Annotated in this window: 6 protein-coding genes and 1 tRNA gene; 3 read left to right on the top strand and 4 right to left on the bottom strand. The window is 63.9% G+C overall.

Annotated elements, in window-relative coordinates; translation table 11 throughout:
- Positions 1-84: 84 nt before the first annotated feature.
- Both MKI88_RS04400 and MKI88_RS04395 read right to left on the bottom strand, forming a co-directional pair.
- Positions 85-891: an undecaprenyl-diphosphate phosphatase gene (locus MKI88_RS04400; RefSeq protein WP_241629742.1), complete on the bottom strand. Its 807-nt coding sequence runs from the start codon at positions 889-891 to the stop codon at positions 85-87.
- Positions 892-1,006: 115 nt separating this feature from the next.
- Positions 1,007-1,945 carry a complex I NDUFA9 subunit family protein gene (locus MKI88_RS04395; protein WP_241629741.1) on the bottom strand — a complete coding sequence of 313 codons (939 nt, stop codon included), beginning with the start codon at positions 1,943-1,945 and terminating at the stop codon, positions 1,007-1,009.
- Between the two features lie 100 nt (positions 1,946-2,045).
- Between MKI88_RS04395 and MKI88_RS04390 the strand changes: the two genes are divergently transcribed.
- Positions 2,046-2,132: transfer RNA gene (locus MKI88_RS04390), tRNA-Leu, on the top strand.
- Between the two features lie 161 nt (positions 2,133-2,293).
- A complete protein-coding gene (locus MKI88_RS21455; RefSeq protein ID WP_348636234.1) occupies positions 2,294-2,509 on the top strand; it encodes an Arm DNA-binding domain-containing protein in 216 nt (71 codons plus the stop codon).
- Between the two features lie 83 nt (positions 2,510-2,592).
- On the opposite strand, the gene MKI88_RS04385 is transcribed toward MKI88_RS21455, so the two are convergent.
- Together MKI88_RS04385 and MKI88_RS04380 are read right to left on the bottom strand one after the other, a co-directional pair.
- Positions 2,593-3,348, bottom strand: a complete 756-nt coding sequence (locus tag MKI88_RS04385) for a LytTR family DNA-binding domain-containing protein (protein WP_241629740.1) — start codon at positions 3,346-3,348, stop codon at positions 2,593-2,595.
- A 182-nt stretch (positions 3,349-3,530) separates the two neighbouring features.
- Positions 3,531-3,950: a hypothetical protein gene (locus MKI88_RS04380; RefSeq protein ID WP_241629739.1), complete on the bottom strand. Its 420-nt coding sequence runs from the start codon at positions 3,948-3,950 to the stop codon at positions 3,531-3,533.
- A gap of 388 nt (positions 3,951-4,338) precedes the next feature.
- On the opposite strand from MKI88_RS04380, the gene MKI88_RS04375 reads away from it, so the two are divergent.
- Positions 4,339-11,487, top strand: coding sequence for an autotransporter domain-containing protein (locus MKI88_RS04375; protein WP_241629738.1), 7,149 nt, complete (start codon positions 4,339-4,341; stop codon positions 11,485-11,487).
- Positions 11,488-11,548 lie beyond the last annotated feature (61 nt).

Here is an 11,548-nt window from a genome sequence, read left to right as displayed (position 1 = left end):
CAATGTTTACCTAGTTTTGCCGGTTTGGGGGGTGTCCGATGCTATATTGTGGATCAGTGTTAGAATATTACGGCCGAAACGGACTCATCTCATCAAAAGCCAGACAAAGGCGACGCTGCCGAGCCCGATTCGATACCAGGCAAAGGGCGCGAAACCATAGCGCGAGACCACCGCGACAAAGGCTTTCACGATCGCGAGCGCGACAAGGAAGGCGCAGGTGAAGCCGATCGCGATCGCGCCGAGATCATCGGTGCTGAGCAGCGCGCGATCCTTCCACAGCGCATAGACCGTCGCGCCGAGCATCGTCGGCACCGCGAGGAAGAAGCTGAACTCGGCGGCGGTCTTGCGTTCCACCCCCATCATCAGCGCACCCATGATCGTCGCCCCCGAGCGGCTGACGCCGGGGACCATCGCGAGGCACTGGACCATGCCGATGCGGAGCGCGGTCCATGTCGGCATCGCCTCGACGCTGTCGAAGCGGACATGCTTCACCACGCGCTCGATCAGCAGGATCGCGATGCCACCGAGCACGAGCATGACCGCGACGATGATCGGGGTCTGGATCGCGGCGCGGATCGCATCATAGGCGATAACGCCGATCGCCATCGCGGGCAGGAAGCCGAGGATGATGTTGCGCGTGAACGCGACCGCGCCCTTGTCGAGCGCCAGCAGCCCCTTGCCGATATTCCAGAAGCGCCCCCAATAGGCGACAAGCACCGCGAGGATCGCGCCGAGCTGGATCGCGATCTTGAACGCGACCGAGGATTCGCCCTCGAAGCCGAGCAGCGCGCTGGCGAGGATGAGGTGCCCCGTCGAGGACACGGGGAGGAACTCGGTCAGCCCCTCGATGATGCCGAGCAGGATATAGGTCAGGACTTCGGAGGAGGTCATACGCGCGCTACGCTTTCACTCTGCCGCTCGCCCTGAGCCTGTCGAAGGGCTTTCTTCTTTGCGGAAAGAAAGGAAGGGCTTCGACAGGCTCAGCCCGAACGGATGTGTAAAGCGGTCAGGCCTCGCCCTTGACCCCGGCAAAGCGGCCATGGCGGCGATACTGGACCAGCCAGCCCGGCGCGACCGCGGCCAGCGGTGTCGGCGTGATGCCGAAAGCAGCAAGCCCTTCGGCATCGGCGGCGGCGACATTGTCCTTCTGCAGCATCAGCCACTGGTCCCAGGTGATCGGCGCGCCCGGCAGCCAGCCCGCGAGCCGTGCCATCGCGCCCGCGGCCGCATCGGGCACATCGGCGACGAGCGGGTTGCGGTGCGTTTCCCTGGCAATCCATGCGTTGATCTCGCCCATCGACATCACCTGTGGACCGCCGAGTTCATAGGTCTTGCCGGCGTGCGCCTCGGGATCGAGCAATGCGCCGGTCGCGGCCTGCGCGACATCGCCGACATAGACGGGCTGGAATTTCGCCTGCGCGCGAATCACGGGCAGAACGGGCAGCGCGCGGATCAGACCCGCAAAGCGGTTGATGAAGCCATCCTCGCGGCCGAATATGACCGACGGACGCAGGATCGTCGCGGAGGGGAATGCCTTGCGCACGGCGTCCTCGCCCTCGCCCTTGGTGCGTGCATAATTCGATTCGGCACGGGCATCGGCGCCGATCGCCGAGACATGGACGAGCGTGGATACGCGAGCGGCCGCCGCTGCCTCGGCAACGTTGCGCGCGCCCTCGACATGGACCTTGTCGAATTTGCCCGAGAGAATCCCGACCAGGTTGATCACCGCGTCGGCGCCCTGCACCGCGCGCGCAACGCTCTCCCTGTGCGTGACGTCCGCCGCGACGAACTGGGTCTGCCCCAGATTGCCGAGCGGTTTCAGGAACCATGCGCGTCGCGGATCGCGCTCCGCAAAGCGTACACGCGCGCCCGACGCGAGCAGCGCCTGCGCGATATACCGCCCCAGAAATCCGCTGCCGCCGAACATCACAACCAGCCGGTTCATCACTCACGTCCTCGGGTTTATTTTGCTGTCGCGGCAATGCCGCCTAATCCCTGTGTTGACAAGCGCCGATCACCCCGTCTATCCGCGCCGCCTACCCCGTGCCCAGATGGCGGAATTGGTAGACGCACCAGCTTCAGGTGCTGGCGCTCGCAAGGGCGTGGAGGTTCGAGTCCTCTTCTGGGCACCATTTGTTCTCCACGGACATCCACACAGGTCGAAAAATCTCTGAAAACAGCGGTTTTTTTCGCGTCTTACGTCCACCCGTTTCCGGGGCCGTGCCTGGGTATCTGGGGTATCTGAGGGTATATTTGAGGGTATCGGGCACATGTGCCCTCGGGAGATACCTTCATGGCGCTTTCTTCCATGGCAGTGGCAAAAGCGAAACCCCGCGGCAGGCAACAAAAGTTGGCGGACGGCCACGGCCTCCACCTGCTCGTGACGCCTCAGGGCGGGCGCTGCTGGCGGATGAACTATCGCTTCGAAGGCAAATGGCGCACGCTGCCTTGGGCCCGCCGGCGACAATTGCCTGGCTCTCCGCGGCATGGGCTGCGAAAAAGTCGATGACCTCTATGGTCTGGGTTTCCTGACTGAAGTCGGGGTGTGTCGAGACAATTGCGTTTGGGAAGCGGCAACGGGCGCGCGATCGATCAACGGGCGCCGATCAACGCCTCGACATGGCGCGCATAGCGTGTCGAGACTTCGACCACGGCGCCGTCTTCGGTATGGAGCCTGGCCAGCCTCCGTCCGGCATATTCCGCCTTGAGCACCAGCTTCAGATTGAGGAACGCCGAGCGATGCACCCGGATCAAGTCGGTGCGATCGAAGCGTTCCGAAAGCTGCTTCATGGTCGAACGCAAGATGAAGGTGTTGTTCGACGTATAGATCAGCGCGTAATCCTTGCTTGCCTCGACCCTGACGATGTCGTCGATAAAGACGCGCACCTTGCTGATACCCTTGGGTATCCAGATGGCCTTCTCGGGTTCGGCGATGCTCGGGGGAAATTCTGGCGCGCTCTTTTCGTGTGCAACGCCCGCTTCCGCCAAGCGACGGCGAGCACGGGCAATCGCTTCGACGATCCTATCGTTCTGCACGGGTTTCAGGACATAGTCGGCGGCTTCCAGCGTGAACGCCTCGACTGCCCATTCGCTGAGCGCCGTAACAAAGATGATCTGCGCCGTCGCGCATTGCCGCAGCCGGCGCGCGAGTTCGACTCCGTTCAGCCGTGGCATCTCGATATCCAGGAAGACCACGTCGGCGTTGGCGGAGCGCAATTTCTCGAACGCCTCTTCGCCATCATTCGCAATACCTACGATCGCGACATCCTCAATGCCCTCGATCGCGCGCTCCAGACGGCGAATTGCGGAATGTTCATCGTCGACGAGGAAAAGGCGGAGCGGTGTCATGGGCGGCCTATGCAGCGAGGGGAGTAGCGTGGCGATTGGCCGCAGCGGCTGAATCGTAGGTCGGCGGCATTTCCAGCGCAACCTGGAACGTGCTGGCGTGCGCGTCGGCACGGCAGGCGGTCATGATCGGCCAGGGCCAGCATTGCCGAGAGCCTCGCTACAGTCCGCCGACCACACCGGACTCAATCCTTTCTGGCCAATAGCGCGCGGACGCTCAGGCACCCCGTCCACACCCCACCGACCTGTCTCATGATCCGCGTCCGCTCCGCCGAAATCTGAAGGATCTGCCATTGATCGAGATGCGTCCCGACGGTGAGCGCGGCGCGTTCCGCCTCTTCGGTCAGTCGCATGATCTCCCTCGGTTTGCAGCTGACCCCGCGCACATGCATCGACAGGATGAATTCGTGATGATCGAGCGAACGGCCGCAGCCGCATTCTTCGCGCATGACCAGAGTCACATAGGGCGTGGCATCATATCCAGGGTCTTCGCGGCCATCCGCCTCGCGTACCGGCAAACCTCGCAGCCATAGCGAAGCGACCGCGGCATTTTTGAGTGCGCGCGCGCTCTCGACGATCGTCTGTGAGGAAGCGGGGGCGGACACCAGGGAAACCTCGTCTCGTTCATGGATGGTCCACCGCTCCTCAAGCCCTCCGGCCGCACGCTGCCATGATTTCGAGACAAGCGATCCCGGTTGACGCGACGAGCGCGCGCCTTCTTGCGCCGACGAATCCGGAAGATCCCCCCTACGGAGGAGCGGCGAATGCGAAGTATGAAGCGTCACGGGCACGTCTGCCCGCCCTGACCCTATCGGCTTCGCCCGAATCCGGCCTCGTTCGTCTACGCAACTCCGCTCGTTGGTCGCAGACCGATCCCTGCCGCCCGTCCGAAATGCGACCCGGCGACCGGGATCCGGTGCGCCGTCTTGGTGACTTTTCCCTTGGCTTCACGCGGCGGATTCCGACGCGACAGAGATTTTGAGGATGTTCACCATGAAATTCGTACCCGCGCGCAGTTCTTCCCGTTCGATCAGCAAGGGTCGCCTGGCGCGTCGGCGGACCGCGTTCCTCGCCGGCGCGGCAACGCTGTCGATCGCTCTTCCAATGGTGGCGCACGCTCAGGACAACAGTGCAGTCTTTATCCATGCGCGCGAAGACCGCGACCCCACAACGGCGATCGAAATGACGGCGGCCTCCGACCGGCTGATCGTCGACATCGACCGCGTGAATGCCGCGGGACAGATCGACGTCGGTTCGATCTCGACAGGGATAGGCGGAGTAGCCGGAGGCGTGGATACCCTCTGGCTCGCGTCGTCAGAAACGCGAACGCGAACGCTGCTTGCGGATGATATTTCGGTTCCAGGATTCAATGGCGGCCTTGTTTATGAAGCTTACGGCGCAGATTCCGAGCTGACCTTGAATGTCGCCGACGGGACGACATATGACCAGACGCTGCGCCTCGGCGGTAACGGCACGATAAACCTGAACGCCTCGCACGCGCCCATCGGCTCTACGCCGGCGATCTATGTCGAGCAAGGCAGCACCGCGCGCGACGTTTACGGCGAACAGGGTCGGTTGACGCTGAATCTTCGCGGTTCGATCAACGGAAATGATGCGGATGTTCACGTCGATATAACAGGCGCCGGCATATTCAACATGATCGGCGCGCGAATCGATGTTCGTCGCGGCATTGCACTTTATACAACGGATCAAGAGGTCACGATCGACGCATTGTCCGAGCTGCGGGCAAAGGACAGCACGTCGCTTGACGTCCAGGATGCCACCCTCGTCTGGTTGGCTCGCGACGGGCGCGTTACCAATTACGGCAATATCGTCGAGCAAGGCGATGTCGGGGGGCCAGGATCGACCCCCGACGAGGTCGCAACCGGTGTGTTGGTGACCGGCGAAGGCACGTTCCACAATGCGCGCACCAGCGCCACCAGCTTTGGCCGCATCGCAATGCACGGAAATGCCGTGGTGGTCGAAGGCCTCGGCGGGACGGTCATCAACGACGGCCTGATTCAAAGCGACAAGGCAGTCGGTCAGGCCGAAACCTACGCCGCGATAACCTCCCGCAGTGTGAACGGGCCGTCGACTTTGCGCAACAATGCGAATGGCACTGTCCAAGGCATCATCACCAACACCAACGGCGACAACCTCGGCTACACGACCGCCTATGAAGGTGGCGACGGGGTCGACGTCATCGTCAACGCCGGGACGATCAACGGCGACGTTACGCTGGGCGGAAGCACGATTTTCAACACTCAGGCGCGGCAGGCGGACGTATTTCTGACGGCTGGAGCAGGCACGGTCACCGGTCAGATCGATGGCGGCATCGGCGAGCATGACGCCTACGGGCGTTCGCTGTCGGCCAACGGCACCTATACCGCGTCGAATGTGCTTGGGACGGCGCAGACGATCGGTTTCGAACGGCATAGTATCGAGGCGTTTGGCGCAGACGTAACCGCAACCTTCACCAGCAACGAGGTTCTGGCGAACGGCTTGACCGTGCTGGGCAATGGCACCGTCGTGAACCAGGCGGACATCACGCTTGGAAGCAGCATCGGGATCGCCATCCATGATGCGGCAACCGCGCTGGATTTCATCAACGATATTGGCGCGGTGGTGAGCGTCGGCGATTCCAAGGCGTTCCATTCCGATGGCGATGGCATCGCGTCTTTCACCAACCGGGGCACGTTTACCACTGCAAGTTTTGACGAAGCAGTTACGATTGTCGCCGATGACAAGCCCGAGGCGTTCGTCTTCGACAACAGCGGTACGATCCAGAGTCTGCAAGGGCGTGGATTGGATCTGGAAGTCCGGGGCACCTCCACGAGCTTGGGCGGCAACCTCAACTTCACCAATTCGGGGCGGATCATCGGCGACGAGTCGGGCGCTGATGTCAGATTGGGTCAGCGCGGCCAAGGCAACGTCGACAACAGCGGCCTGATCGAAGGCCGCGATTACGGATTGGCGTTCCGCGGAGCGATGCTGTCGGCGACCAATTCAGGCGTGCTTCGTGGCCTTGGGGCAGGTAGCTTCGGTTTGGGGCTCACCGCTCCGCAGACGACTTTGACGAACACGGGTACAATCGAATCGACCGGGGCTGGCTTCGATGTCGCCGGGAACGTGTCGCTCAGCGCGGGCATGGCGGTGAACCTGAATACCGGCGGCACGGCGACCATCACCAACGGCGCGAACGGCGTCATTTCGGCGACGCAGGCGCGTTCGGTTGCGGTGGCGGTCGATGGCATCGGCAGTTCGACCTTCACCTTCACGAACAGCGGCCGCGTCATCGGAAGCGGCGCCGATACGACCGCCACGTCATTGCGCGCGGGCGACAACACCTTCTTCGCCGGCACCGTCGCCAGTGCGATCCACACCGATGGCACGCGCGACCTGATCGTCAACGAGGGGGCGGGCCTGATTCAGGGCAATGTCGATCTTGGTTCATCGAACGACCGGTTCGAGGCGCGCGGCACCTCGCGGCTCGAGGGCGATTTGCGGCTCGGCGACGGTGACGACACCGTGTTTCTTTCCGGCGGCACGATCACCGGCAACGTCGTCGGCGGGCTGGGCGATGAGGACACGATTGCGGTCGATTTGTCGGTCGCCAACCAGACGATCGACGGTAACCGCTATAGCGGTTTCGAAAATATCGTCCGCGAGGTCAACGGCAGCGGCATCGTCAACATCCTCGGCTCGTTCGATGCCGTGATGCTCGATATTCGCGGCGTTACGCTTCGCGTCCAGCAGGGCGCAACCGTCCGCACGACCGGCGACCGCACCTTCAACGGCTCGGACGAAGCCGAACGGCTAATCGTCGACGGAACGATCAACGACGCCGTTCGGATGGGCGGCGGCGACGATCGCGTCGAGATGGGCGATAGCGGCAGTATCGGCACCGATCTCGAACTCGACGGCGGTAACGACACGCTTCTGCTCGGCAGCGGCAGCACGATCGGCGGGATCGTCGACGGCGGCGAAGACGCCAATGGTCTCGACAACGACATCATCGGCTTCGAACTGACGCAGGACATGAATGCGGTCCCCGCTATCGTCAACAATGCCGTCAATTTCGAAACAATCCAGGTGTCAGGCGATCACCGCCTGACGCTCGCGCTCGGTCAGAGTTACGACGCGATTGCGCTAATCAACGGCGCCGATCTCGATCTGACCATTGCCAATGGCGTTACGGTGGGGCGCATCACCGGCGACGCGACGGACCAGAATGTCACGATCACCGGCGACCTGACCGGCGGCGTGTCGCTCGGCGGCGGGAACGACACGCTGACGATGAACGGGTTCGAAGGCGTGCTCAGCAGCGTGCTCGACGGCGGCGAGGACGCCAACGGCCTCGACAATGATACGCTCAACCTCAACATCATCGGCACGACGACGTTCGGCAACGGCGCATCGGGCTTTGAAACGATCAACGTCGACGGCACCGCGCAGCTCATCATCGATGGCGATTTTGCCGCGGGCCAGACGCTCAACTTCGGCGCGGGCGACAATCACCTGGTGATCGCGTCGGGCGCGGCGTTCGGCGGCACCGTCAATGGCGGCGCGGGCAGCGACCGGATGACGGTCGCCACCGACGCGCCCGACAGCCGCACTCTGGTCTCGGCGCAGATCAACGGCTTCGAGACGCTCGACGTCGAAGGCGACGGCACGCTCGCGCTCACCGGCGGCGATTACAGCTTCGCGAACGGGGTGAATGTTCTCGAGGGCGGCAATCTCGAACTGGGTGCAAATACGCATCTGGCCGCGAACGTCACCTTTACCGCGGCGTTCGATGACCGCCTGACGCTGAGCGCTGGTTCGCGAATCACAGGGGCAGTCGATGCCGGCGAACGCGCCCTCGACCGCGACGTGCTGGCCTTCCAGCAGGCGGGCGGGCAGATCAGCCGTCTGAGCGCCTTTGGCCTGTCGACCCTGACCGGCTTCGAACAGATGGCCGTGCTCGGTGCGGGCGAGTTCCATATCGACCAGAATCTGGCCGCCTTTGACGAGGTTGTGCTGGAAGGCGGCAACCTTGTCGTCGATGCGGGCAGCACGCTCACGGCCGATGTTATGGGCCGCGACGTCGCCGACCCGACCCAGGCGGCGAGCGACGACACGCTGAATGTCCAGGGCACGGTGCAGGGCAATGTCGCGCTCGGCGGCGGCAACGACACCGTCGACAATCGCGGGCGGATCGAAGGCAGTGTCGATCTCGGCGCCGGCAACGACCGCTATATTGCGCGTGACGGCGGCGTGGTCGCGGGCACGATCGATGGCGGTGCCGGCGACAACACGTTCATCTTCCGCCTTGGCGGACAGGACGGATCGATCCCGGGCAATGTCGCCAACTTCAACTCGATCGGCGTCTATGGCGCCGGAACGCTGGAAATCGCGCTTGCGGCCGGACAGCGTTACGAGAATTTCGAGCTGCTCGAAGGCGCCAATCTCTCGATCACCGAAGATCTTGGCGGCTCGATCGGCACGATCATCGGCGACGACAGCGCGCAGGAAGTGACGATCGGCTCGACTTTGACAGGCGGCGTCGATCTGGGCGGCGGTGATGATACGCTCTACTTGAACCTCGACGGCACGTTGTCGGGCAGCCTGCTGGGCGGCGAAAATGCCGATGGCAGCGCAGATAGCGACCGCCTCAACCTGACGCTGGGTGGCGATTCGCGGATCGGCGGCATGAACGAGTTTGAAACCGTTCGCGTCACCGCCGCTGACGGCGTGCGGTTGACGGTCACGGGCGCGATCGGCGCTGATCAGTCGATCACGTTCGAAGGCGATACCGACAACGAACTCGCTTTGACCGCGGGCGCGACGTTGCAGGGCTTCGTCGATGGCGGCGCGGGCGACGACCTTCTCGAAATCGAGACCGGCGCGGCCGATCAGCGCACCGTGATTACGGCGCAGATCCGCAACTTCGAAAATCTGGTCTCGAACGGCACCGGCACGCTGGCGCTGACGGGCGGCTCGTACAGTTTTGACACCCTTGCCGTGAACGGCGGCGATCTGGAACTGGGCACCAATTCGCAGCTTGGCGTCGCCAACGGCATCGTGTTCGACGGCGCCGACAATCGCTTCACGATCCGCGACGGCGCCGAGGTCAGCGGAACGATCGAGGGCGGTGCGGGCAACGACACGCTCGCGCTGGTTCAGGGCCCGCAATGGGCGCGCCTGCTCAGCCTGATTCAGGCGACGGGCTTCGAACGTCTCGAAGCATCGGGCAATGGCGTGCTGCGCATCGACCGCAACGCGACCTTCACGGGCGGCGTCGGCCTCGACGGCGGAACGACGCGCGTCGACGCGGGCAATACCCTGACCGCCGACGTCACGGGCGGAAACAATGCCGACACGCTTGAGGTGTTTGGCAGCATCGTCGGCAACGTCGACCTTGGTGCCGGCACCGATCGTCTCGTGATCAATTCGCTCACCGGGATCAGCGGCACGGTGAACGGCGGGGCCGATCTCGACACCGTCGTGTTCGACACCGACGCCACCGATGCGGCGCCGGTCCAGGTCGCGGGCAACCTGTTTGAGGGTTTTGAAAACCTTGGCGTGAGCCGCGGTGTGGTCAGCCTCACCGGCACGTCGGGCTGGAACAACATCAACGTCACCGGTGGCCGCCTGATCGGTCAGGCAGGGTCGACGCTGAACGCGGATCTCGTCACCGTCGCGCTCGGCGGGACCTTCGGGTCGGCGGGGATCGTCAATGCCGACATCGACGTGCTCGGCACGCTTTCGCCGGGGGCCTCGCCGGGGACGATGACGGTCAATGGCGACGTCACGATGCGCGCCGGCTCGAACCTGCTGATCGAGCTGACGCCGAATGCCGGCAACGACCTGCTCGACATCAACGGCACGTTGGCCATTGCCGCCGGCACGACGATGGACATCACCGGCGCCCTCGGCAATTTGCCGGGTTCGGTGCTCGACATCGTGGTCGCCGACGCGATCACGGGCCGCTTCACGACGATCAACAAGTCCGCATCGGTATTCGGGTTCGTTGTCCAGAACGGCAACCGCATCCAGATCCGCAGCGAGTTCAACAACAGCGACGCCTATCCGACCAACGTCCAGGCGAGCGTCAGCTATTCGAACCAGGTGCTGCGCGACAGCTATGGGGTGCAGGCCTATACCGCAGCGCTCAACACGCTCACCGCCGCCGACGGAACAATCAACCAGCATGCCTTCGCGCAACTCACTCCCGAGGCTTATGGCTCGGCGATGCAGCTGGGGGTCGAGAACGGGCTGCAGCTGGTCGATGCCAGCCGTGCATTGCGGATGACCGTACCAAAAGCTGACGGCCTCTACGGCTTTGCGCAGGGGCTGACCGGCGACAGCGATATTCGCGGGCAGGCGGATACCGGAGCGAGCCGCGCCGACCTGCAGACCAACGGCTTCCTGGGCGGTGTCGGATACGGTATGGGCGAGGGTCAGGCCCATGTGGGCGCGTTCATCGGACGCAGCGACACCGACCAGGCGCTCGCCGCGCTGGATGCAGCCACCAAAGGCAAGGGCTTCATCGGCGGCGTATTCGCCGATGCAGCGATCGGCGGGTTCGGGGTTCACGCGATGGTCTCTTACAGCGACCTCGATGCCGAGACGCGGCGCCAGCTCGCGGTCTCCTCGACCGCGGCGGCGAGCGACTATGACCTCAAGAGCTGGGTAGCCGACATGAGCGTCGACTATTCGGTCGCGCTTGGCGGGATCGACGTCACTCCCAGGGCCGGGCTCAGCTATGTGCGCACCAGCCGCGGCGCGGTGGTCGAGCATGGCGCGGGCGATTTCGCGCTCGCGGTCGGCAGCGACCGTGCCAGCGCCTGGTTCGGCGATGTTGGCGTGGCGGTGTCGGGGACGGCGCAGGTCGGCGGCATGGGCGTGACGCCCTATGCCGAACTGGGCGTGCGTCGGCAGCTGAACGATGGCGAGATCCTCGTGTCGGGAACCTATGCCGGCGCGCCCGGCGCCCCGATTGTGGTCCACGGCGTCGAGCGCGACCGGACCGTCGGCCGCTTCGGGGTCGGCCTCGGCCTTGATGTCAGCGCGAAGGTCCAGTTTTACCTCGGCTATACCGGCGAGTTCGAGAACACCCAGCGCTCCTCCATCACCGCCGGCACTTCCATCCGCTTCTGAGCAAGCGGCGGGCGGGATAGTTCCGACTGTCCCGCCCGCATGTCCGACCCCGTCAATGGAG

This window comes from Sphingomonas sp. LaA6.9, from assembly GCF_022601895.1.
In the GTDB taxonomy this organism is placed as follows: domain Bacteria; phylum Pseudomonadota; class Alphaproteobacteria; order Sphingomonadales; family Sphingomonadaceae; genus Sphingobium_A.
The sequence above is the reverse complement of the archived record's forward strand: the minus strand, read 5'-3'. Positions and strand labels throughout refer to the sequence as shown.